We start from the raw sequence: 24,605 nt of genomic DNA on the forward strand, positions 1-24,605 counted from the left end.
CAGCACAGATAGCTAAAAATGTTTACTTTGACTATACCCAAGAAGCCAAAGTAACAGGGATAGATACATTCGGGAATACGATCAAGGCAAAAATCTCTCTATATGATGGAAATGTTTCTTTTACAAACCTCTCTAGTGATGGATATAAGGACAAAAAGAATATATTTACAGTTGGCTTTGGGTGTTTTATAAGAGAAGTTGATTACTTGAATGTTCAGAAATCTATGAAGATATTAATAAAGAAATATGGTTTTGTAGATAATAGTCAAGGATTCTATATCCCCAAGGCTGAAGATGAATCTTTATATCTTGGTTATGAAGGGAAAACAAATGATGGGAGATACAGAATAGCAGTGAGATATTGTAAGGACACTGTTATTTATGCATGGTATCTAGTTAACCCGATTACTAAAGAAGTTGAGGTGGAGAATTAACAGATTGAACGAATTTCCGAAAAAACATTTGTCATTGGAGCAGGAATTTCCAAGTTTACCAGTGTGGCCCGCGCGTTCAATTATCGTGATTTTGAATGTGTTCATAGAAGGTAATAACATCACTTAATATAGGACCGACCTTAAGCCAGTGGGAGTTGTCAGTACAAAAACGTTAGATGAATTATCAAACAAAATAAAGAAAGGAAGAAAAAACATAGGAAATACAATATCAATGCCAAGAAAGTTTGAACATTTAGTTGAACCTCTAGGAATGTCAAATGGTTTAACCTCCGTTTTTATGGAGGTGCTAGCTATTAGTGGATCAATATTAGCAAAGACAAATCGAGAAAAAGAATTAATTATTTGGTTAGCACAACGGGATCAGTCTGTAGTAGGTATAGGAACAGTCGGTTTTGAAATAGAAGAAATGCCTTGGACTATAGACTCCTTTGAAAGAGAAAAGGATTTTATTTTGCATACCATTTCAGGTGCAATAGATGGACTAGGTTGGGAAAGATTAAGTTATGAACCACGCAAAGATTGGGTAATTGAATGTCTAGAACATTTTCACTTGATGATTAATGCCTTTGATAAAGAAAGTATAAATATGAATAGTTATTTAGAATGGTCAGAAATTGAAGAAGACGATGATAGGCCGACAATTCCAAGGGGTTACCCGAAATGCGAAAAACATGATATCTATTTGTCATGCCATTTTTGTATATTGTGTAATAATGGAAGTTAGTATTTATAGCTTACATTCGAATTTATAGCATAGTCATTGAAGCATCACATCCTATAACAGAGTATTCATGCGTTAGAATGAGATTTACAATAGGACTAAGGAGTTCTAGATAGGGGAATATAGAATGAAATATTTCACTCGGGAATGGTATGAGGAAATGCAGGTATCAGGGTTTTTGGTATTCCATGAGACGGAAGAGGATTGGGAACAGGATGTGGCTTGGTATAACTCAGAAGGTTTAGACTTTGAAGAAATACGCAGGTATGATTTAGAAAATAGAAAAAATGACTTGCTTAAATTCCTCCCAGAGTCCTTTCACCCCTATATTCAAGACGGAACGATAAATTCCCGGTTTCCCTCAGACAAACTTAGAACAATGACCGAACAGTGGCGAATGGAGTACGATAGGCGAATGAGTATTATCGGGAATGAATACCGCAACTACTATTTGTCGATAAAAGACTCGCTCCCAGAGAATGTTGTTCAATTGTATGAAAACTCATTACACGATGCAAAAGTAACTTCACTCGAAATACCTTCTGAAAATATTTTAATCATGACCCTGGATTGTAGAGGAAGTTATTATTATCAAACCGATATCAAAGTAACCTTTACAGGAGTGAAGAGTTTAGAACTTCAAGACTTAAGTGTAGGCAGTTACTGGCTATATAATGAAGTTTACTCCAATGAAGCCGGATTTCAGCTTAACGTTTTATTTGACGGTCCTTTAGTGGAATTCACGCTCACTGCGGATAACGTTATCATCGAGATTTCTTCATGAAATCGGGGAGAGCTATGACAAAAGTCCACAAGTATACATTGGAGCAATGAAACTATATAGCTGCACGCTTCAGAAAAGATTCACTTATACCTTCTTTTATCCTCCGGGATGAGGGAAGGTTTTTCTGTATGCTTATCTGTTACAACGATTTGCAATATTGAATGAAGTTTTCCAGCCATTGTATCGTTACCGTTTCACGTAAAATAGCTCCATCCAATATGAAATAATCGCCAAAATCCACGCTATCATGTGGTGGAATACTTTGGTGACGTTCATTGTTTTTGCGTAAATGTTGCAGCCTCTCCTGATGCTGAAGCAACTGATGCTCTAAGAGGTGTATCCGGGTTGGCACATCCAGATGATTCGAAAAATACATTCTAAGCCGAAACACATCTTTGGGAGTGGGTTCTAAAGGCTCTGCTTGTTTTAACCATTGCAAAAAAGCTGCTTTGCCCTCCTCCGTAATCGAATACATTTTTTTCTCCAGGATTTCTCCGCTAATTTGGATTTCGTAAACGATAAGTCCCTCGTCAAACAGTTTTTTTAATTCCGGATAGATCTGGCTGTGCTTTGCATTCCAGAATTCACCTAAATCTTTGCTGAATTCTTTACCAATATCATAACCCGTCATAGGTTCGTTATTTAGTAACCCCAAAATGGCATACTTTAAAGTTCTCATAAGGCTCGCTTCTTCCTATACATTTCGTCTTTTTGATTTGTTAAGTATAGCATATTTTGGGGCTCGCAATAAGGATTGATACAAGCCTCGCACAACATGTATTTCAAAACATATAAATACATACATGTTTATATTGATATAAATAATATCCTGTGTTAATATGTACTCAAATGGTGTGAATAAATTCACAATACAATTTGAAGGAGAGAAGAATCTCAGTGGAGCTTACGAAAAAGCGATGGATTATTCTGATTGCAAGCTGCTTTATTAATCTGTGTATTGGATCAATTTACGGATGGAGTGTATTTGCTGCCCCAATGGCTGAGTATTTGAGCAATGTCACAGGACGTACTTTAACACCGGGGGATTTGGCTATTGCCTTTACCATTACAAATTCAGTAGGGCCAATCACGATGATTTCTGGTGGGTGGATCAATGACCGATTTGGACCCAAGAAAGTTATCTTTGCAGGGGGCTTGTTATTTGGAGGCGGTATGCTTTTATCAGGGTTTGCAACATCTGTAGGCTTCCTGGTATTTGCTTACGGTATCGTACTCGGCCTTGGTACAGGAATGGTTTACGGATGCACGATCAGCAACTCGATTAAGTTTTTTCCTGACAAACGGGGTTTGGTTGGCGGTGTAACCACGGCAGCTTATGGATTGAGCTCAGTGATAATCCCTCCGATTGCGAACGGGTTAATAAGTACTTCTAGTGTAAAAACGGCATTCATTATACTCGGTATCGCATTTCTTGTGATTATATGTGCTGCTTCTTTCTTCATCGAGAAATGCCCATCTGATTTTGTTCCGTCCGGATGGACACCGAAGGCTGTACATGTTGGCCGCTCTTTGAAGAATGACAAGGACTGGAAAGGCATGCTTGCCAATCCACTATTTTATGTAATGATTGCGTTATTGATCAGTGGAGCTTTTGCCGGACTAATGTGTACATCCCAAGCTTCACCTATCGCACAGAAGATGGTTGGCCTGTCTGCGGCAGCCGCTACGACCGCTGTTTCCATATTGGCTCTTTTTAACACGGGTGGACGAATCATTGCAGGCTATATTTCAGACAAAATCGGTCGAATCAATACTCTGGCCATTTCTTCTCTCTTTTCGGTAATCGGACTCACCTTGCTGTATTTATCCGGCGAAAACAGTGTGGCGACCTTTTATATCGGTATTTCGGTGATCGGATTAAGCTTTGGCTCACTGATGGGGGTATTTCCCGGATTTACTGCGGATCAGTTTGGTGCAAAAAATAATAGTGTGAATTATGGCATTATGTTCATTGGATTTGCAATCGCAGGATATTTTGGGCCGTCCATTATGAAGAATGTATACAGCGTAGACGGTAGTTACCAGAGAGCCTTTGTCATTGCAGCTGTTTTTGGAATCACCGGATTTGTCCTGACATTTGTATATAAGTGGGCTGTCAAGTATCAGCAGACGGCTGCTAATAAGAATCAGAAGGCTATCATTTAAATGTAAGAAGAATCATCTACAGAGAAGGAGTAAGAAAGCATGCACAGAAAATATCCAAACTTAAGCAAGCCCATCACCATCGGCAATGTGACTTTTAGAAATAGAATGTTTGGCGCACCTATGGGAGGAACAGATATTACAGCTGACTGCACCATAGGTCCTAAATCTACCGCTTTTTATGAATTAAGAGCAAAAGGCGGCGCTGCCTCAGTTACAGTCAGTGAAGTTGTAGTTCACCCCGAGACAGAAGCTTCTCATATGTATCATCTGGATTTGGGAACAGTGGATTCTTTGGCCAGCTTTACGTATACAGCAGATGCTATCCGCCGTCACGGGGCTATTGCCAGTGTGGAGCTATCCCATTCGGGTCAATATGCAGGAACTTATCTGACTGATAAAAATAAGAAACAAGGACTTGCCCAGTGGGGCCCCAGCCCCGGGGTGCGCCCGGACGGCAGAGAAGTTAAGGAGCTTACGCAAGAACTGATTGATGACATTGTAGCTGCTTATGGTACCTGTGCGGGACTTGCGAAGCGAGCAGGTTTTGAAATGATTATGGTTCATGGCGGGCATGGTTGGTTGATTAATCAGTTCTTTTCTCCTCATTTCAATCGCAGAACAGACAAGTATGGCGGAGCTTTGGAGAATCGGGTGCGTTTTGCCCAGGAGGTGCTTGACAGTGTCCGTGAAGCTGTTGGCGTTGGTTTTCCCATAGAGTTTAGAATGAGCGGCTCCGAGTTGTTTGAAGGCGGCTATGATCTGACAGAAGGGATTGAAATTGCTAAATTACTGGAATCAAGGATCGACCTGCTACATGTATCTGCCGGAACGTATCAGACAGGGTTTGGTATCACACACCCTTCTATGTTCTTGCCTCATGGCAGTAATGTTTATCTTGCGGCAGAGATTAAGAAGCATGTTAGTGTTCCGGTTGCAACGGTTGGCGGATTAAATGACCCTGCTCAAATGGAAGAAATCATTGCCAGCGGTCAGGCGGATGTTGTAGAAATGGCCCGTGCCCTCCTGGCGGATCCCGAGCTCCCCAAAAAGGTGATGAGCAACCGGGATGAGGATATTATCAAGTGTCTGAGATGCTTCACCTGTATGGCAGAACGTGCCGAAACATCCACAAGACGCTGTACAGTTAACCCGCTCATTGGTCGTGAAATGGATGGAACCGAAATATATCCTTCTCCTAATTCACGCAAGGTTTTGGTAGCTGGCGGAGGCCCGGGTGGACTGTATGCCGCGCTTACCGCAGCTAAACGCGGACATCAAGTCATTTTATGTGAGAAGTCTGATGACGTAGGGGGTATCTTGAGGGGCGAACAGGCCATTCCATTTAAATATGAGATGTATGAGTTGGGAGTAACTCTCGGAAAACTCGCCAAGGACGCCGGTGTTGAGATTCGTTTGAATACACCTGTGACTAAAGCGTATACTGAGAAAGAAGAGGTTGATGCGTTAATTATTGCCGTCGGTTCCGCAGCCATTGTTCCTCCAATCCCTGGATTAAACGGAGATAACGTAGTCGTTGTGAATGACTATTATCTGGAGAAGGACAAGGTCAGTGATAGCGTAATCGTATTGGGAGGCGGTCTGGCAGGCTGTGAAGCCGCCATTCACCTTGCCCAGGAGGGTAAGACTGTCCATCTGGTAGAGATGAGAACGGAGCTGGCTCCAGATGCTAATATCAGACATCGTCCCATTATGCTGAAAGAAATTGAAAAGAACAACATTCAAGTGCATTTAGGATATAAAGGGCTGCGTGTCACACAAGAAGGTGTGGTTTGCGCGGAGCCAAATGGGGAAGAGGTTCTTGTTCCGGGTACTTCGGTCATTTGTGCGCTTGGACAACGAGCTAGAAGAAATGTAGTAGATGAGTTATTGGATTGCGCACCTTATGTTGCCCAAATTGGGGACTGCGTTAAGGCATCAACGATTACGACTGCAATCTATCAAGGCTATCATGCCGCACTTGATATTTAACGCTGCTAAACCTTCTTTCATCCTTCGGGAGGAGAGGAGGTTTATTTTTGTTTGGTGAGATAGTAGCTGAAACTAGAAAAAGACGATGGCCAGCAATCCGATTAAATAAATTAATCTGTGATTTGCTGGCTATCGCCCTGGTTGTTGAAGCTATTGAATCATTCCTTGCAAAAGCACTGTCATCATTTTAGCGGCCTCAGCTCTGGTTGCGCCGCCTTTAGGATCGAATGTGTTATTGCCTTTGCCGGACAGGATTCCTGCCTTCTGCAAGGCGGTTACCGCATCCATTGCCCAGGTACTAACGCTGCTGCTGTCTGCAAAGCCTGCGCTGCTGCTGTTGGCAGGCAGTGCGTAGCCCGCAAGATCAGCATACCGCCCGATCATGACGCTGATTTCCTCGCGGCTGATGAAGGCATTCGGATTGAAATGATGGTTGCCTGCCCCATTCACGATGTTATTCGCGGCAGCCCACGCTACATAAGGCAGGTACCAGTCACCGGCTTTGACATCGGTAAACGCTGAGGAGGAATACCCTGAGACATCCGCATTGGCGAGTCCTGCCAGCATTTTGGCGAATTCTGCCCGGGTAATCCCCTTATCAGGTGCGAATGTGTTGGCGCCTGTACCGGAAATAATGTGGTGCGCAGCCAGGTAGGTAATATAGCTGCTGCCCCAGTGACCGGAAGTGTCGCTAAAGCTGATTTTGTTATAGCCTACGGCGTATTTGCTGAGATGATCGGTTAACAAAGTTACTTTTCCTGTACTCTGGTTATATCCTGACTTGGCGACCGCTTTAGGCTTGCCGCTACTGTCAATGTAATAGGCGGTAATGGCGTTAGCATCTTCACCTTGGGCGAGCTTGAACGGAATACTGATCTTGAGGCTTCCGCCTCCAAAGCTGGTCAGGCTTGAAGCGCCAGACTGAACGGTATACTCCAGCATAGGCCGTGTGCCGACCAGACTTGCTGCTTCAGAAGAAAGGCCGGCAGTAGCTGCTGGAGCGATTCCTATGCGGATACTGTCTCCCCCGGCGTTTTTCAACGACCCCAAGGCGGATTTGTTAAAAGATATGCTTCCGAATTGGGTTACAAGTTCCACTTCAGCAGCTTTACTCTCGAACAGCTTGCTGATGGCATCCTTGGAAAGTATGATTCCAACTGACTTTGCATGGTCTACGGTTCCCACATTCAGCTGTACTGAGATCTTTGCTGCGGTAGAAGAGCTGACCTTAGTCAACAAGTCAGTAATTTGGGAATCCTTAATCGTTGCCTCTGCTTTCCCGCTGGAATCGGCAGTTGCCGTTACCGATAGGCTCTGCTTCCCGTTATCTGTCCCCGGACTGGATGCGGGACTTGGAGCAGCCGAAGGCACAGGGGAAGGTGTTGGCGTTGCCACTGGACCATTCCCGCCAGAAGAAGAGCTGGAAACGGTGCTCAAGGATGATTTTAAAGGACGGCTTGAGTTATCCGTAAGGTCATAAGCGATGACAGAGAACGAATAGGCTGTGCCTGGAGTCAATCCGGTTACATTATAGGAGTAGGTAGCACCGGTTACGGTGTGAAGCAGTGTGCTGTCACGATATACGCTATAGCTGACTACCCCTTCGTTGTCTATCGCCGCCGGCCAATTCAAGGTAAGGCCCGATTGGGTACTATTTGAACCGGTCAGTTTGGCGTCTGCCGGCCAGCTTGGTGCCTCGAGGTCTACAGCGAGCTGGATGCTGTTAGCGTTATAGATGACCTTCATTTTGTATTGGCTGGGCAGCCCCGTTGTCTCTACGGAAGAAAATTCTCCGCTCCGCTGATCCTTACCATGGGTGATGAGTGTAATCACACCGTCAGGTACGTAGTTATTTAAAAAGTTCAGATGTAATGTACCGCCAGCTTGTACTTTGCCCTGAATATCGAGCAGATCGTTTGTACTGCTAAGGTTCAGTTTAAGTGTGCCACCGGCCGATTGGCTGAAATTCCCGCCGATACTCATCTGTCCAGGAACATTCTGAATCAGGGTTCCTCCATGGTTTGCCACATCGCCGGTTCCGAAAGCTGTCGCCGAATTTCCTTCAAGCGTACCTTCATTCAGCTGTGTACCTCCGGAATAACTATTGTTCCCCTGAAGCTTGAGCGTCCCTGTTCCCTTTTTGGTCAGCCCGCCTGTGCCGGAAATGTCATTCCGCCAGCGGTCCAGGGCATTGAAGCCGCCTTGATAAGTGTCCATGGTCACTGTAACGTCATTCGCAAAAGCACCATAGCCATCTGCTGCGGCAAAGAGATTAAGCCGTCCCCATCCTTCCGGGTCATCTAGCACAGGATAGCCGGAGGGAAGCCCTGTCGTGGCTAAGACCCAGCGGCGCTGCGTGTCGTCCAGGTATGGCAGGCGTGTTTCGAGCAGGACTTCTGCGCCTTTTGGAACCACCACTGGCTTAGTTGTGGATTGGATCGGACTGAATCCGTAGGTCAAACGCTCTGTGTAGTCTTGTTTATTCTTGGCGTAATTGCTGAACCGGTCTTCTGCTGTGCCGGTCTGTGTCAACAATAGACTCTGCGCATCGTTATACGCCGTCTTTTTCAAAAGGCTATTGTTCGGTTCATTCAACGCAGCAGCGGATACCGCCGTAGCCATGACCCGTGCTCCCATTACATCAAGCGGTGAGTGCATTCCGGCAAAGATACGGTTGTTTCCAAGTTCCGATGCCCGGGTAAGTAGTTCCTGAAACCGCTCCGGTACAGCATAGGCCATCGCTATTGCACTCAGGTAGGCGGCATTGGTATGGCCGCTTGGAAATCCGCCGTCGTTGCTGGGGTCAGCATTGATTGCAGGAACAAGGGACGGCACTACAATGGCCGGGCTGCTCCAGCGAAACGGGCGGGGATATTTATAATAGGTCTTTGACGGACTAGTTGAAGCACTGCTGTTGCGGAAGGTATTCACCAAGCTCACGATGCTGCCGAGACTGGAATTCGGATCGCCTGAACCATATTCTCCGCCGTTTCCCTGATCCTCATATTTAACCGTTGTGGCATCTGCGGGAATACCGGTGATTGTTGTCGTTGCTCCCACATGAAGTCTGTAGATATCGGTCAGTGAACCCAGGCCGTCCATGACGCTGTAGCTCTGTTTTCTCCGGTCATCCAGGTAGGCTGCGTCAGCTTCACTGGAGGTTCGTTTGGCGGCCATGTCTACCACCTTTTGGATGTTGGCATCCAGCACGCTGCTGTTCAATTTCGTGCTATCCCAGGTAGCACCAGGAGTCCACAGTTGTTCAAAACCGGAAAGAGTCCCGATCGCGGGGTTTGAGAGGGTCGTTTTGTTGGAGGAAGTATTGTTTTTGTAATTGTCTACATAATACCCCCAGGCCGGTGCAGGTGGCAGTGCCACTGATTCCGGGATGGGAGACGCGTTCGCACTCGCAACCATTCCACTTATGGAACTTAAAAGTAATGACAGACCCAAAGCTGCTGATACTTGCTTTTTCCTAAATCCCATTCTCAAAATGTATCACTCCTCTGTTTTAGTTCGACATCACTGTAGCATTCGGGTGATCCGGGCCTCAATACAACAATTTCCCTATTCTATAAAAATCGTATGTTCTCTTTAGAATCAGGCTTCTTTACATAAACAGGGTCCATGTATAACGCTCTGTGAACATATTTCCAATAAGATTAGGAGATGGTTAAGATGCTTCAACACTTTCGAATCTGGAGACAACAACGATGAAAAAAAACGGGAACTCTGCTTTTGCCAACCTCGCTATTTCCTATGTAACGATCGTGATGGTCATTGTCCTTTTGCTCTGCTCCATCTTTTATATGTATTTTCCTAAGAACTATAATGAAGAAATCCAAAAAAAGAATCAGATTATCCTGGAGAGTGCAGCCAACTATATCGAATCGTCTGTGTTTCAGCGGGTGCAGCAAATCTATCTGGATCTTTCCCTGGGTGAACCTGTCAGCATTGATGTATTTGCCAAAGATACCCTGCAGGGCAATCATGGCACTGTACTGGATCTGCAGGATCTGCTTAAGAATGAAGTCGCGGATCATGCGGACATTGTTTCTGCGGTTCATTTGTATTATCCCAAGCAAAAGATCATGATTTCGTCAGATTCCGGGCTGCGATACTTGGATCAGGAGCGTGAAGACGCAGCCGCGGCAGTAAGCTGGATGGAACGTTTGCAGAACAGTGATTCAAGCTTTGTGTGGACCGAAGCGCACATGGCACCCCAGGACATCAATAGGAGTTTGTCAGACGATACCCTAGTGGACCCTATGATTTCATACGCACATAGCTATCCTTTTCACTCCACCGGTGCCGATTGCGACCTGATGATTGCTGTCGATATGAAGGAGGAGGCCATCAGCGGAATTATCCGGCATATTATGCCTTCTGATTATAAGAACACTTTTGTTATGGGGCCAAGCGGGACGATCCTCTCTGCGGCGGATAAGGGGATACTGGGCCATAGCGCGGGAAGCAGCTCGCTTATCAACAAAATTCTGTCTTCCACAGCGGTAGCTGAAAGCTTCACGGATAAGATAAACCGGGGGTCCCATGAGGTTTCTTTTCACACCTTTCCATCCAATGACTGGAAAATATATAACATTACTCCTACAGACAACTACTATCAGAAATCGATTCTATTGCAGAGGACGGTACTCCTGATTTGTCTGCTGGCGGCTATCGTAGGTATGATCCTGTCCGGTATTTTCACCGTCGCCATTTATGACCCCCTGAAGCGCTTAAGGGACAAAATGAAAGGCATGTTCGACAATACCCCGGATGCCGGGCTGAATGAATACACGCTGATTGATACAGCCATCAACAAATTGACCCGCAAGGTGAGCAGCCTCGAAGAAACCCTGCAAGCCAACAGTCCGGTCATCAAGCATAATATCGTGCTCAATCTCCTGAATAACAGCTACAGTGAGGAGGAACTTGTAGAGCAATTGCAATCCATCCATATTCCCATAGCGTATACCCGCTACTGCTGCATGCTGATAGACCCGTTTAGCCCGGGTTTCAAAGCGCTCCATTCCAAAACCGCGCAATTTGTTCTCTACCGGATGATTAATCAGTTGGAAGCTGCGGATTTTGCTGGATGCCACATCATTGCGGAAGAGCTTCCGGATAAAAAAGTAGCGGTTATTGTGTGTACAGACAAGGCGGAGGAAGGACTGCTGGAGCAGATTTCAGGCTTCATTCTTTCAGAGGTGAAACGCAGCTTTGACCTGAAATTCAAAATCTCCCTGGGCTGCTGGGTGGGGCGTTTTATGGAGGTGCATAAGAGCTTTGGTGAAGCGAAGATTCTTGCTAAATATGGATTCCTCCTGCCTGAGGTTTCCGTTATTAAGGATACAAGCCTGCTGGAGAGGGAGGTCAGTCCTAACGAAATCCCGCAGGCGGTTCTGCTGAAATTCAAAGAAAAGCTTCAGGCAAGGAATATTGAGGGTGCTTTTGCAGCCGTTGACCATCTGTTGGATCAGATGCGGGAAGGGGTGTACTCTGCAGATTACTGCCGCTTTATATTACTGAATACGGTTTCGGTATACTCAGATTATCTAATAAGTGTGAGGTATACCCCATCGGATCATGTGAAAATTAATTTATACAATGAATATACTTCCATTCATGATATCAACGGCTATAGGGAATGGCTGACCGATTCCATAGCGGTGTGTATTAGTCATATGGAGAAGCGGAGCGACAATCGGACGAGCGAGAGCATTGAGGCGGTTAAGCAATATATCAGCTCACATCTTTCGGAGGAGCTTTCGCTCGATACGGTTGCGGGCAAGGTCTTTCTAAGCCCCAAATATCTCAGTAAGATATTCAAGGAAGAAACCGGGATGAACTATATTGAATATGTGACCGGGAAAAGGATGGAAAAAGCCCTGGAGCTAATGGCTAACCATAATATGACCATCGAGCAAATTGCGAACACCGTTGGATATGGCACGACAGCTTATTTTATCAAAAAATTCAAAGAGAAGAACGGTTATACCCCTAAACACTATATACGACAATTAATGGAGCAGTCATAGGAGGCCGTGGACATGAAAATGAACCGTCTTCAATCGCTCTCGTTCCTGTTGCTGCTGATGATGCTGATGTCTGCTGTCGGTGGATGTGAAGCTCCCGGGGATACCGGAGAAACCGCTCAAGCGGCACCTGCGCGGGACAGCGCCTACACCATCTCCTGGACGATGCATCAGAATGAGCCGGTTCCCGAAGATGCACAAATGATTGAATATATCGAGGATAAGTTTAAGGTGGACCTGGATGTCTGGAATCTCGAAAATAATAAATATGAAGCGCTGCTGAACCTGAAGCTCGCACAAGGGCAAATTCCGGACCTGTTTCGGATCAGGCAGCCGCAGGATCTTTTGAAATACGAGTCGCAGGGAGCGCTTGCCGAAATTCCAAAGGACATTCTGCTCCACAATGCACCGAACCTCATGCAGGCGATCCATCACAATGCACCCGGATATTTGAACTATGGGGAAATCGGCGGGAAGCTCTATGGGATCCCTGTAGTGAATCCGACGAATATCTATAGAATCCCAGTTGTGTACAGAAAAGATTGGCTGGATAAGCTTGGGCTTAAGGTTCCAGAGACCTTGGCGGAGTTTGAGAAAGTCTTGTATGCCTTCACGAACAATGATCCGGACGGTAATGGCAAGAAGGATACCTATGGGCTTTCCAGTGAAGGGATGAATGTTGTTTTTGGGGCGTTTGGACAGATTGTTTTTGCTGACCAGCTGTATTTCAATGTTAAGGATCAGAACCTGGTCATTGGGGCTCTGGAGCCGGAGATGAAGGAAGCCCTGGGGCTTCTGCGAAAATGGTACAAGGACGGTATCATTGATCCTGAATTCATCACCGGAGAGAATAAGGGCGGCTACAAACACCTATCCCATGCTTTTATCAACGGCAGAATTGGGATGACCTCGATGGGCAACTATTATCACTGGATTCAGGCCGGAGATTACATGGATTTAGATCCAACAGGTAAAGAGGTACCTGTAGAGGCCACGTTCAATGCACGGGAGCTTGCAGCCAAGAACAAGGACGCCAGGATCATATTCGGGCAGCCTGTGACCGGCCCCCAGGGGAAAAGCGGCTCGAAGGCTTATGATATGCTGATGAGCTTCACGGCGATTGGTGCCGATGCCGTCAAGGAGCCGGGGAAGCTGGAGAAAATTCTGCAAATTCTGGACTATGTCAGTGCGAATCCGGATGAGGATGAAGCGATGTCCATGCTGTACGGGATTCAGGGGGTACACTGGGAGTGGTCGGACAAGTCCAAGGGGGATTTCATGATCCTTCCTCCATTTGATGCCATCACCAATTACACCAACCGGATTGGCGCCGGAATCGGAATGACCGTTCCGCGCAAGCCTATGGGCCGCAGAGAGCAGTGGGCCTCGACCTTGGGCTTGGACAAGAATGGGATATACAACGCCATGAAGGTTTCCACCCCTTCACTCATGAAGTACAGCGCTGGGCTGATCAAATTAAAAAACAAAGCCTATATTTCCATCATCACCGGGGACCAGCCCTTAGATTATTTCGATTCCTTCTTCAAGGAATTTATGGGAGCGGGAGGTAAACAGGTTTTGCAAGAGGCGAATGACTGGTACCATATGGAGCCGGAAAATGGATAGGAGATAGAATGGATATAAAAAACCGCGTAAGCCGGAATTTCTCCGGTTTACGCGGTTTTATATTTAGAGCCATCCTTTATGGCCATGTTGGTTAGTTTAGTTGAAACTTTAGTGGTACTTCACCGATTTGATCCGTGCCTCTTCCTGATAGGAGAGCGGGCTTGGCGATGGTGGAGTATGCAGGTGACGTTCTGCCGAATATTCGATTTTCCAGTAATCCTCTTCTTCCGAGGTCATCCATGGTTGCCACATTCCCGATACCCAATTCTTAAGTTCTTTAAGTCCTGCCAGCATTTCTTCCATCCTCCTTGGGCTATGAAATCTATGGTTCAAAGCTCCTTTTGGTTACGCTTTCATTATAGCACATAAAATCGATATTGAAAGATGTGTCCGCCTGAAACAGACAGAAATTTGTGAACAATTTGCGTAGATAAAGGGAAGTGTACCTGTTGGAAAGATATGTGTCCACTCAGTGGAGACATCGTTGATTGTACCTGAAGTGTAGGGGGAAAGTAGCGAAAGGCAGCTGTCATCAAAAAACGGCTGCCTCCGTTTGGAGGGAGCCGCTTGAACTAATTTATAGGACAGAGCTGTTATTTGATCCGTTTCAATGCTGCTTCCTGGTCAATGGATCGTCTGGACAGCAAGTCAAGTGTGACGTCATGTCCCCGCAGCGTTTCTTCGATACGCTCTATGGTGTCACGGGTGGCAATCACTTCAGCATTCACTTCCGATACGGCCTGCTGGATCAGCGGGATCAGCTTGGTGTCCTCCTTAATGCTGGCGATCTCGGATTTGATGTCACTGATCTCGGATTTCATGCCACTAATCTCGGATTTTATGTCACTTAAGTCAGACTGTACACCAGTTATAGCAGTAAGTATTTGTTGAAGTACGGGGTCACTCATCGTCACAGCTCCTCAGCTACTCATAATAAATTATCGATGGATGATGGATGCGGGAGGGGGTTCTTCATCGGTGTAATTTTGATTCATTATAGCATAAATGAGGGTGGACAAGAATTGGAAAAAGCATGAACTCGGATGGATTCCCCGTGAAAAAATGGAAACCTATAATTCTGACTGGTTTTTACACTAATTAATGGGATATTTTCCATTTGAAAAAGGTGCTATATTGATTTGCGTAAGCGGTTTCAAAAAACAATGAGGGAGGAAACAACTTTTTATGGCTAAAAAGAAATCGTTCCTGTCACTTGCGTTTATCGCCGTTTTACTGCTTGCCATGGTTACACCTGCGGTATCCGCTGATTCATCGGAACAGGCACCGCACACCAACGCTGCAGCCGCAAATCTGCAATCTTATGTGGATGCGATGCAGCCAGGCTGGAACCTGGGGAATACGCTGGATGCAACGGGGGCGGATGAGACCTCTTGGGGCAATCCGGCTGTTACTCAGGAACTCATTAAGAAGATTGCTGCCCAAGGGTACAAAAGCATTCGCATTCCAGTAACCTGGGATGTTCATGTTGGAGCCGCTCCGGGATATACGATTGATCCGGCCTATTTAACCCGGGTTCAGCAGGTCGTGGACTGGGCAATTGGCGAAAATCTGTATGTTATGATCAACCTCCATCACGATTCCTGGTTGTGGATCAGCAAGATGGAGCAGCAGCATGATCAAGTGTTAGCCCGCTACAACGCCATTTGGACACAAATCGCAAGTAAGTTCAAGAACCACTCCAGTAAGCTGATGTTTGAGAGCGTCAATGAGCCGCGCTTCAGCGATGGAGGCACTACCGATGAGAACAAGGCGCTCCAGATGCTGGACGAGCTGAATGTATCTTTCCACAGCATTGTCAGAAACTCCGGTGGAATGAATGCCACCCGTCCGCTTGTGCTCCCTACTTTGGAAACGTCTCCAACCCAGACCCGCATGGATTCGCTGAACAATACAATCACGAAGCTGAACGATTCCAACTTGATCGCGACCGTGCATTATTATGGCTTCTGGCCGTTTAGCGTCAACATTGCGGGATATACCAAATTCGATACGGATACCCAGAATGACATTAATACCACTTTCACGAATGTATATAATACCTTTACTGCTAAAGGAATTCCGGTCATCGTAGGCGAATACGGTCTGCTTGGATTTGACAAGAACACAGGTGTGATTGAACAAGGCGAGAAATTGAAATTTTTTGAATATCTGGCCTACTATCTGAAGTCCAAACAAATTACGCCGATGCTGTGGGATAATGGCCAGCACTTTGGCCGTACCACCTATCAATGGTCTGATCCTCAGCTATACAATATGATGAAAACCAGCTGGAGCAAACGTTCATCTACTGCTGAAAGCGATCTCATCAACTTAAAAAAAGGTGCATCTGCAAAAGACGTGACAGTGAAGCTTAACTTGAATGGAAATACACTGTCCTCCATCTTTTTCGGGAGTCAGCAGCTGGTGCAGGGAACTGATTATACACTTAGCGGCGACCAGCTAACCTTCAAGGCTGCCCGGCTCACCAGTCTTATATCCTCCGGCATGCTCGGTGTGAATGCAGTATTGACTGCACACTTCAACAAAGGGGCAGACTGGAACTTTAACGTGATTCTGTATGACACGCCGGTACTAAGCAATGTTCAAGGGACTACCAGTTCATTTAAGATTCCTGCTGTCTTTAATGGGACTACCCTGGCTACGATGGAAGCTGTATATTCCACAGGCGGCAATGCGGGTCCACAAAATTGGACGCCGTACAAGGAATTCGCTTATGCATTCACGCCTTCCTACAGCACGAATGAGATCAGCCTGCTGCCGGCCTTCTTTAACGAAGTCAACAATGGTGATGTCATTCTGAAGTTCCATTTTTGGAATGGTGAAATGGTAAGCTACAAAATTACGAAGAACGGGACGAGTGTTACCGGAGTAACGATGTAGTTGAATGGAATAAGCAAGAGCCTTCTTTTATCCTTCGGGCTGAAAGAGGGCTTTTTTTGCCATGGAGAGTACATAGGTAAACTATTTAAATTTAGAAATATACAAAATAGGGTAATGGGTGTAAAATTGCTTTACTTGAGTTTCCCGGAACACGGACAGCGAACCTATGATCTCGCAAAACGGATTTCGTCAGTAAAGGACCGGCAGCCGTTTCCACTTGTTACACATCCTTATGTGAATTAATTCGCATGTGCAGATCGTATATCGCCAGTCCGGCCTGAAGCAGGAAGAGAAGCTCAGAAACCAATCAACAGAGAAGATGGAGGCTACCTAGGAACATGAAGAGAACAAACTGGAAACACCTGATGATGCTGTTAATGCTGGTTGCTGCGTTTAGTATGGTGGCGGCGGGCTGCGGCTCAAATACGAACAATACAGGCAAGGCAGATACAGGAAATGCTGCTGGAGACACACCGGCTGCAACTGAGGCACCGGCAGAGACTGCTGAACTTACCCTGGGACTGTTGCCTTCGATTGATGCTATTCCATTCATTTTGGCTCATGAGCAGGGTTTTGACAAAGAGCATAATGTGAATCTCAAAATTCAGACCTTCAAGAGTGCCAAGGATCGGGATGTGGCTTTTCAGGCCGGCAAGGTGGATGGCATCAGTGCCGATCTGGTGGCCATCTCGATTTATAACGAAGCGGGCCTGGATGTGAAGATTACGAGCACTACCACTGGCGAATTCGATCTGCTGACCGGTAATGACGAGATTCAGGATGTGAAGGATTTGAAGGGGAAAACAGTGATTTTATCCAAAAACACCTCAACCCAGTATACGGTGGCTACTATGCTGAAGCAGGCGGGTCTGACGGAAGCTGATATTAAGGTGACTGAAGTGCCGCAAATCCCAACCCGTCTGGAACTGCTGAAGAACCATAAAGCCGATGCTGCTGTATTACCCGAGCCTTATGTTACTATGGGCAAAGCGGCGGGGCTGCGCGTGCTCAGTTCGACCAAGACCGCAGGAGTGAATCCGTTTGTGCTGGCCTTCCCGCAAAGCGCGATTGATGCCAAGGGGCAAGCCATTCAAAATATGTACGCCGCATATGATGAAGCAGTAGCCTACATGAAATCACATGAACAGTCAGAGTATATCGATCTGATTATCAAGGAGGTCGGCTATCCGGATACCTTGAAGGATCAGATTACAGTGCCGGCATACCAGCCGGCGAACCAGGTAGATGTGAAGGAAGTGGAAGCGGCGTTCGCCTGGGCACGGGAAAAAGGCCTGCTGACCAAAAATATATCGGCTGAAGAAGTGATCTCCGATGTCCAGTTTAAGAAATAGCGGCCTTCGCATCAGGGGCCTTCAAGTAGAATATACAAGCGGACAACCGGCGCTCGGACAAGTCAGCTTGACCTTGCCTGAGCATGGGATCTACACGATTATCGGGCCTTCCGGCAGCGGCAAATCCACGCTGTTGCGCGCGGTAGCGGGATTGCTTCCAAGTTATGAGGGTGAATTGCTGTTCAACGGAAAATCCGTACATGACAAAGAAACACTGATCGGGCTTGTCCCGCAGAACTACGGGCTGCTGCCCTGGAAAACCGTCCGTGATAACATTCGGGTGGCTATGCGGATTACAAGTCCGGACCGGGAGAGCAAGAGAGTCATGGAAGCGGAAATTTCCCACTGGCTGAAGTCGATGGGGATAGCTGAACTCGCCGGACGCTACCCGCTCTCACTCAGCGGAGGTCAGCAGCAGCGGGTAGCCATTGCCAGGGCGTTTGCCATTCGGCCAACGATTTTGTTGCTTGATGAGCCATTCTCCGCACTGGACGCCATTACCCGTGAAGCGCTGCAGCAGATTTTCCTGGACAATTGGCTGGCACATCCGGCAACCACATTATTTGTTACTCATGATGTGGAGGAAGCAATTTTACTCGGGCAGAAGGTGATCGTAATGCCATCCGCCAAACAGGATACTCCTGAAATTCTCGACAATACCCCTGTGTTTGCCATGAAGCATGAAGAGAAACGGGACAGCAATGAATTCTTTGAGCAGAGCAAACGGATCAGAAAGGTAATGCTTGCGAAATGGTGAAAAAACGGGGTCTTCCACAATTACTGCGGTTATTATTTGTTTTTTTGTGTATGAACATCATTTGGTACATGGCTTATCTGCTGATGAATCACCCGATTCTCCCCAGCCCCGGAGCAGTCTATGAAGCCATGTTCCACCTGGGAGCCAGGGATGTAGCGCTGAATGTTGGGTACAGTCTGCTGCGCATCTTCGAAGGTGTGCTCCTGGCGCTGATGATCGGCCTGCTGATTGGTCTCTTGATGGGCCGCTCACAGCTGTGGAACCGGCTGCTGGACCCGGTGGTTTACCTGACTTATCCAATTCCCAAAATTGCTCTCCTGCCGGTGGTCATGCTGTTCTTCGGTCTTGGCGAAATCTCCAAGGTGCTGATGATCATGCTGATCCTGCTGTTCCAGGTCATCATCTCCGTGCGTGACGGTGTCAAGGCGATCCCCGAAAGCACTTATGATGTCTTGACCAGCATCGGCGCAAGCACAGGGCAGAAATTCTGGAATGTGACGCTGCCTGGTGCACTGTCGGTCATTCTCAGCACCATCCGGATCTCGCTTGGAACAGCGATTTCCGTCTTGTTTTTTACCGAAATTTACGGGACGGAACACGGCATGGGCTTCTTTATCATGGATGCCTGGCTGCGGCTGGATTATCCGGAGATGTACGCAGGTATTATGCTGTTCAGCCTGGTCGGCTTTGTGCTGTTCCTGCTGGTGGATGTTCTGGATTACAAGTTTATGAAATGGCGGCGTTGAAGAAGGCGGCTCAGAGATGAGCCGTTTTTTGCTTGGCACAAATATCGTCCAGTCTATCCCCAAAAGCAAATAAGTTCTTCACAACTATAGGATATGCTGTATACATAAGAAGGAGGGAAACGAAATGAAAAAAATCGGGTTAGGCATTATCGCATTAGTATTGGTTATGGGAATCGGCACGAGCGTGTATGCGGCAAGCAATGACGATGGACAAAGCTGGTTTGAGAACATGCTGCCATTTGCAAAGCAGATGCATCCTGATCTGACCGACAGTCAGGTTAAAGATATGGTGAACCATTGCCGAAGCGGGCAAGGGACTAACACGAGCGGCATGATGGACCGTACATCCGGACGCGGCGGTATGATGAATTTCTGATGATAAAAAAATGAAGATGGACCTCCGGCCCCGTAAGGGCGGGGTCTGTCTTTTTATATAGAAGGGACGGTCGTCTATGAATACTTCAACCATTCTGCTTGTGGATGATGAGACGGATATTCTTGAGGTCATCAGGGCCTATCTGGAGAAGAGCAATTATATAGTATACGAAGCCGAGAACGGTACCCGTGCGCTTCAGCTTTTTGAACGTGTGAAGCCTGATCTGGTGGTTCTTGATCTTATGCTGCCGGATATATCCGGTGAAGAGATCTGCCGCATGATCCGCAGCAGCTCAAGCACTCCCATTCTTATGCTTACCGCGAAAAGCAGTGAGGATGATCTGGTGGACGGTCTGCTGAGAGGTGCGGATGACTACATGACCAAGCCCTTCAGTCCGCGTGAACTGCTGGCACGAATAACCAGCCTGCTCAGGAGAGCACATCCCCCACAGAATCAGATGCAAGGCAGTGCCCTGAACTTTGGAGGGGGCGGCCTCTCCATTGATGCTGAACGGCATGAGGTTAAAGTGGACGGTGTACTTGCCATGTTAACTCCTCTTGAATTCAAGCTGCTGGAGTGTCTAACAAGGAGCCCCAAGCGGGCCTTCAGCCGTTACGAGCTGGTTAATCTGATCCAGGGGGATGATTTCGACGGTTTTGAACGGACTATTGATGTGCATATCAAGAATCTACGGCAAAAAATCGGCGATGATTCCAGGCGTCCCCGCTATATTGCGACTGTGTTCGGCGTCGGCTATAAATTTTTGGTGAACCGGGATGAATAAAAGCGGATTACGGACCAAACTCCTGCTATCCCATTTAGGCGTGGCCTTATGCTCTTTGCTAATCATTATGTTTCTGGTTAACCTGGTCATGAGCTTCTCCTTCGGAAGGTATGTGGAGGCGCGGCAGCGCGCGGAGGCAGGATTCCTTCTGGCTGATCTGGAGCAGGCCTATGATTCCTCAAATTCCTGGAGTATGGATACGTTAATGTCGTTGTCTCATCAGGCCATGCTGCGGGATTATTCTATTCGCCTCTATGATGCGGCCGGGAAACTCATCTGGGATACAGGGAATATGGGGATGTCGGCGGTTGCTTCAGATGAGGCTGCCAGCCGTTATTCGGTGATGGGCAACGGAGCGAATGTGGGTACACTCGAAATTCAGGGGAATGGCGGAGCAGAGCAGATGCAGAACCGTGACTTTTTGCAGATGTTCAATCGGCTGTCATGGGGTGCGCTGCTGCTGGTGCTTGGCGGAGCCTATCTGTACAGCAGATACATGGCCAAGGATCTAAGCCGGCCACTCGTGCGCATCAAGGGAATTGCGGTGCGGATGAGAGAAGGAGATTTGACGGAAAGGGTTACCCTGCCTGCCAGCAGACAGACGGAAATTGATGAGGTTGGACAGGCACTTAATTATCTCGCGGATACGCTGCAGCAGCAAGAAAAGCTCAGGAAGAATCTCACAGCCGATGTGGCCCATGAGTTACGTACCCCCTTGACCACTGTCCAGAGCTATATTGAGGCTTTTCAGGATGGAGTGTGGGAAGCCACACCTGAGAGGCTTCAGATCTGTCATGGACAAATCCTGCGGCTGGTGCAGCTTATTGATGATTTGGAAAAGCTGAATGCTGCCGAGAACCCGATGCTTCAGCTGCGGTCTGAGCGCCTGTGCCTGAATGACGTGCTCCGGGATTCAGTTCATTCCGTTGCGGGCAGACCGGAGCTGGACCAGGTAGTCTTGACGCTGAAGGAGGAGAAGGAGCACTGGGTCAGTGGTGACTATGAACGGCTGGTGCAGGTATTCGTCAACTTGTTGAATAACGCGCTGAAATTTACCAAAGAAGGTCATGTGGAAATCACCTTTTTGGAGAATCCCTCTGAGGTCATAGTAAGCATTGCCGATACGGGGGCAGGAATCGCTGAGGATGAGCTGCCTTACATTTTTGAACGATTTTACCGGGGAGAGAAATCACGCAGCCGTAAAACCGGGGGAGCAGGGATTGGACTTGCCATTGTAAAAGCAATTGTCGAAGCCCATGGAGGACAAATAACTGTATCCAGCACTTTGGGTTCAGGCACGGAATTCAATGTTCATCTGCCTAGATAAATATCCTTTGACGATGCTTCATCTGTTGTGCCGCAACGCAGGCCTCACTGTCGATAAGACAGATGGGGTCTTTTTTGCTTAAGGCTGTAATTTCCTGTCGTAAATAAAATATGGAAAAAATATGCACATATCCTTATACTTAGATAGAATAATGGAAGCATATTGAGGAGGATGAATTTTTTGGATAGACATGCAAGTAAACCGTACAGTACACCCTTCATTCATCAAACTGTCAAAACCGCACTGATTACTACAGTAGCCCTCGCTCTGTTGTTGCCCGGCGGACTGGCCGCAGCGGATTCAAGCCATACTACCGTTTCAGTGCCAATGGTTACGGAAGCTCAAGGACAAGCCGCAGTAGCCCCGGATCCTTCCAAAGCCAAGATTACGGAGGATCAGGCTGTTGCCAAACTGAGAGAGCTGTTTCCGGTGCTGAAGGATGCAACCGTATCCAATGTCCGTTTCGGGGGCGACGGGTCCCTGCCAGCCAGCGGCAATCAAATGATGTGGAATATTTCGTGGAGTTATGAGATCGGCAACTCGGGATATGGTTTTTCGAGTCAAGTGGATGCGATCACAGGTGACTTGATTAATACGTACCTGCCGTTTCCCTTTTTGAAAGAAGATGCTTATTACCCGCCTAAACTAACGCGTGATGAGGCATTGGGGCAAGCGCAGAAGTTTATTGCCAAAGCGGCGCCTTCCCTGGGTACAGGTGACATTCAGCTACAGGATAATGAGTCTATGAATGGGGCGGGGAGCAGCTTTTTCGGAGCCGTTCAATATAATTTCTCCTTCAAGCTTCTCAAAAACGGCTTGCCTACAGCTTCGGATCGGCTCTGGGTCACGGTCGACGGCAATGGCAATGTCACTCAGTTTAACAAGCCATCCCCCGGACTGACGTACCCATCGGCCAAACCTGCCGTTTCTATGGAATCGGCGCAGAAGAAGTATACGGACAGCTTTGCCTTGGGGCTCTATTATATTCCGGTTTACAAGGATGGTATTGTGGAGCGATGGGTATTGGGCTGGCGTCCGCAGGAACAGTCGCTGTATTCAATAGATGCCCAGACCGGTAAGAGAACAGACAACGAAGGCACAGAAGTCTCCTCTTTGCCGGTAACCTATGAGGCTGTGCCTCAGACTAAGGATCGATTCCAGGCGATCAGTACCGGTAAGGAGCTTACCGCCGCGGAAGCTGCAAAGCTTGTACAGCAGATAATGCCGATTCCGGCAGGACGCAAGCTTAACGACCAAATGCAGGGTAATGTCTACCCGAATACGAAGCAAAAGGTCTGGAGGCTGTCCTGGCGTGAGAACAGCAGCGCACCCATGGCTGGATTTACACCTACCTCTTACGCTGAGGTGGATGCAGTAACCGGCCAAATCTACCAATTCCAGCTGGAGCAATTTACCGGCAACACGAATGTGAAGCCGCAGCCTGCGCCTGCCGGAGGAAAGAAGCTGTCTCAGGCTGAAGCCAAGCAGCAAGCCATAACACTTGTCAATCGTTTGTACGATCAGGCCAGCAGCGTTCTCAAGCTGGAAGAGCATGGCGGGACGTGGGGTGTGCTTCCGGATGGCAAAGGCTTCCGTTTTCAATTTGTCCGTTATTACAAGAACACCCCTTTAAGCGACTCAGGTATTACGCTGGTCATGGATATGTACGGCAGACTCGAAAGCTATTCCGCAATGAGCCGCAATGATCTCGTAACGATAAAGGAGCAGCCCGCCCCGGCTATATCCCAAAGCGAGGCGCTGAAAAGCTATAAGGACCGGTATGTCCTGAAGCTTCAATATAGCCGTATAGGTGGAATGTACACCAACAATGTCTATGTAGAACCGCAGGTTAAGCTCGTCTACAGTCCACTGCCGGTCAATGAACAAGATCAATACTCCGTCTTGGATGCCTCCACGGGTAAATGGGTGCAGGTTAACACCTATTATGGCCAGAATATAGCGGCGTCTGCGGCAGTTGACCTCAAGGGCCATCCAGCGGAAAAAGCATTAACCGAATTGGTGAAGTATGGTGTACTTAGCCCGGATGCAGACGGTAAAATAAATCCGGATCAGGAAATCACCGTAGGAGATTGGTTTAACTTCATCGCCAAAGCTTCAAATCCAAACTATTCAGGATATTCGAATGCAACAGAGCCCAAGGCCGTTGCCGGTGTAAGCCCGGACAATGAGTATTATTCGGCTGTAAGCTTTGCTGTGAACTACGGCTGGATCAGCAAGGAAACTGTGCTGCAGCCTGACAATAAGCTGAGCCGCGAACAGCTCGCTGTGCTGCTGGCCTCCTTTTTGAGATACAATAAACTCTCTTCGTTCCTGGTAAATGATACCGCTGTGACCAGCCTTAGTGACAGTGCTGCTATTAAGGAAAAAGGTGCGGTGGCGCTCGTTGTGAAGCTGGGGTTATTACAGGGAGACAACGGAAAATTCAATCCGCAAAAAAACGTAACCAAAGCCGACATCGCCACCGTGTTGATGAAGCTTGTAGAACTGCAAGGCAGAGTAGACCAGGGGATCGGCCAGAACATTCGCCAGTACTAGCTTTATCTGCAGGCATAGCCAGGATGG

Annotated in this window: 19 protein-coding genes; 15 read left to right on the plus strand and 4 right to left on the minus strand. The window is 47.3% G+C overall.

Features of this window, described 5'->3' with window-relative positions; translation table 11 throughout:
- The 3 genes from A3842_RS32360 to A3842_RS04480 form a co-directional block, all read left to right on the plus strand.
- A partial coding sequence (locus A3842_RS32360) for a hypothetical protein (RefSeq protein ID WP_178382292.1) occupies window positions 1-434 on the plus strand: 434 nt, incomplete at its 5' end.
- Between the two features lie 214 nt (window positions 435-648).
- Window positions 649-1,179, plus strand: coding sequence for a hypothetical protein (locus tag A3842_RS04475; RefSeq protein ID WP_074100640.1), 531 nt, complete (start codon window positions 649-651; stop codon window positions 1,177-1,179).
- 124 nt (window positions 1,180-1,303) lie between these two features.
- Entirely contained in the window at window positions 1,304-1,960 is a 657-nt protein-coding gene (locus A3842_RS04480; protein WP_074100588.1) for a DUF4085 family protein, read from the plus strand.
- Between the two features lie 139 nt (window positions 1,961-2,099).
- Here A3842_RS04480 and A3842_RS04485 read toward each other — a convergent pair whose 3' ends face one another.
- On the minus strand, window positions 2,100-2,639 hold the full coding sequence (locus A3842_RS04485) for a PadR family transcriptional regulator (protein ID WP_074100589.1): 540 nt from the start codon (window positions 2,637-2,639) through the stop codon (window positions 2,100-2,102).
- Between the two features lie 218 nt (window positions 2,640-2,857).
- Here A3842_RS04485 and A3842_RS04490 point away from each other — a divergent pair, with 218 nt between their 5' ends.
- The gene (locus tag A3842_RS04490) at window positions 2,858-4,126 is read left to right on the plus strand and encodes an L-lactate MFS transporter (RefSeq protein WP_074100590.1); all 1,269 of its coding nucleotides are present in this window, start codon (window positions 2,858-2,860) and stop codon (window positions 4,124-4,126) included.
- Between the two features lie 39 nt (window positions 4,127-4,165).
- On the plus strand, window positions 4,166-6,115 hold the full coding sequence (locus tag A3842_RS04495) for an oxidoreductase (RefSeq protein ID WP_074100591.1): 1,950 nt from the start codon (window positions 4,166-4,168) through the stop codon (window positions 6,113-6,115).
- Window positions 6,116-6,265: 150 nt separating this feature from the next.
- Here the strand turns inward: A3842_RS04495 and A3842_RS04500 are convergent, their stop codons facing one another.
- Window positions 6,266-9,601 (minus strand): S-layer homology domain-containing protein, encoded by a 3,336-nt coding sequence (locus A3842_RS04500; protein WP_074100592.1) that lies wholly within the window; start codon window positions 9,599-9,601, stop codon window positions 6,266-6,268.
- 227 nt (window positions 9,602-9,828) lie between these two features.
- On the opposite strand from A3842_RS04500, the gene A3842_RS04505 reads away from it, so the two are divergent.
- Window positions 9,829-12,156 (plus strand): helix-turn-helix domain-containing protein, encoded by a 2,328-nt coding sequence (locus tag A3842_RS04505; RefSeq protein WP_074100593.1) that lies wholly within the window; start codon window positions 9,829-9,831, stop codon window positions 12,154-12,156.
- Window positions 12,157-12,168: 12 nt separating this feature from the next.
- Window positions 12,169-13,779, plus strand: a complete 1,611-nt coding sequence (locus tag A3842_RS04510) for a type 2 periplasmic-binding domain-containing protein (protein ID WP_074100594.1) — start codon at window positions 12,169-12,171, stop codon at window positions 13,777-13,779.
- Window positions 13,780-13,887: 108 nt separating this feature from the next.
- Here A3842_RS04510 and A3842_RS04515 read toward each other — a convergent pair whose 3' ends face one another.
- Window positions 13,888-14,073 carry a hypothetical protein gene (locus tag A3842_RS04515; protein ID WP_074084143.1) on the minus strand — a complete coding sequence of 62 codons (186 nt, stop codon included), beginning with the start codon at window positions 14,071-14,073 and terminating at the stop codon, window positions 13,888-13,890.
- Window positions 14,074-14,372: 299 nt separating this feature from the next.
- The gene (locus A3842_RS04520; RefSeq protein ID WP_074100595.1) at window positions 14,373-14,687 is read right to left on the minus strand and encodes a histidine kinase; all 315 of its coding nucleotides are present in this window, start codon (window positions 14,685-14,687) and stop codon (window positions 14,373-14,375) included.
- A gap of 277 nt (window positions 14,688-14,964) precedes the next feature.
- Between A3842_RS04520 and A3842_RS04525 the strand changes: the two genes are divergently transcribed.
- The 8 genes from A3842_RS04525 to A3842_RS04560 all read left to right on the plus strand — a co-directional run bounded on the left by A3842_RS04525 (window position 14,965) and on the right by A3842_RS04560 (window position 24,578).
- A complete protein-coding gene (locus tag A3842_RS04525; protein WP_074100596.1) occupies window positions 14,965-16,680 on the plus strand; it encodes a cellulase family glycosylhydrolase in 1,716 nt (571 codons plus the stop codon).
- A 338-nt stretch (window positions 16,681-17,018) separates the two neighbouring features.
- The gene (locus A3842_RS04530) at window positions 17,019-18,032 is read left to right on the plus strand and encodes an ABC transporter substrate-binding protein (protein ID WP_083606746.1); all 1,014 of its coding nucleotides are present in this window, start codon (window positions 17,019-17,021) and stop codon (window positions 18,030-18,032) included.
- Window positions 18,013-18,789, plus strand: coding sequence for an ABC transporter ATP-binding protein (locus A3842_RS04535; RefSeq protein ID WP_074100597.1), 777 nt, complete (start codon window positions 18,013-18,015; stop codon window positions 18,787-18,789). Before A3842_RS04530 ends, A3842_RS04535 begins: the two co-directional genes overlap by 20 nt.
- A gap of 50 nt (window positions 18,790-18,839) precedes the next feature.
- Window positions 18,840-19,535 carry an ABC transporter permease gene (locus tag A3842_RS04540; RefSeq protein ID WP_256701506.1) on the plus strand — a complete coding sequence of 232 codons (696 nt, stop codon included), beginning with the start codon at window positions 18,840-18,842 and terminating at the stop codon, window positions 19,533-19,535.
- 124 nt (window positions 19,536-19,659) lie between these two features.
- Window positions 19,660-19,911: an FAD/FMN-containing dehydrogenase gene (locus A3842_RS04545; RefSeq protein WP_074100599.1), complete on the plus strand. Its 252-nt coding sequence runs from the start codon at window positions 19,660-19,662 to the stop codon at window positions 19,909-19,911.
- A 76-nt stretch (window positions 19,912-19,987) separates the two neighbouring features.
- Window positions 19,988-20,695 (plus strand): response regulator transcription factor, encoded by a 708-nt coding sequence (locus A3842_RS04550; protein WP_074100600.1) that lies wholly within the window; start codon window positions 19,988-19,990, stop codon window positions 20,693-20,695.
- The gene (locus A3842_RS04555) at window positions 20,688-22,022 is read left to right on the plus strand and encodes a sensor histidine kinase (protein WP_074100601.1); all 1,335 of its coding nucleotides are present in this window, start codon (window positions 20,688-20,690) and stop codon (window positions 22,020-22,022) included. The genes A3842_RS04550 and A3842_RS04555 overlap by 8 nt, the downstream gene beginning before the upstream one ends.
- Window positions 22,023-22,202: 180 nt before the next feature.
- Window positions 22,203-24,578 carry an S-layer homology domain-containing protein gene (locus tag A3842_RS04560; RefSeq protein ID WP_074100602.1) on the plus strand — a complete coding sequence of 792 codons (2,376 nt, stop codon included), beginning with the start codon at window positions 22,203-22,205 and terminating at the stop codon, window positions 24,576-24,578.
- Window positions 24,579-24,605 lie beyond the last annotated feature (27 nt).

The organism is Paenibacillus sp. P3E (genome assembly GCF_001909045.1).
GTDB lineage: Bacteria > Bacillota > Bacilli > Paenibacillales > Paenibacillaceae > Paenibacillus_AQ > Paenibacillus_AQ helianthi.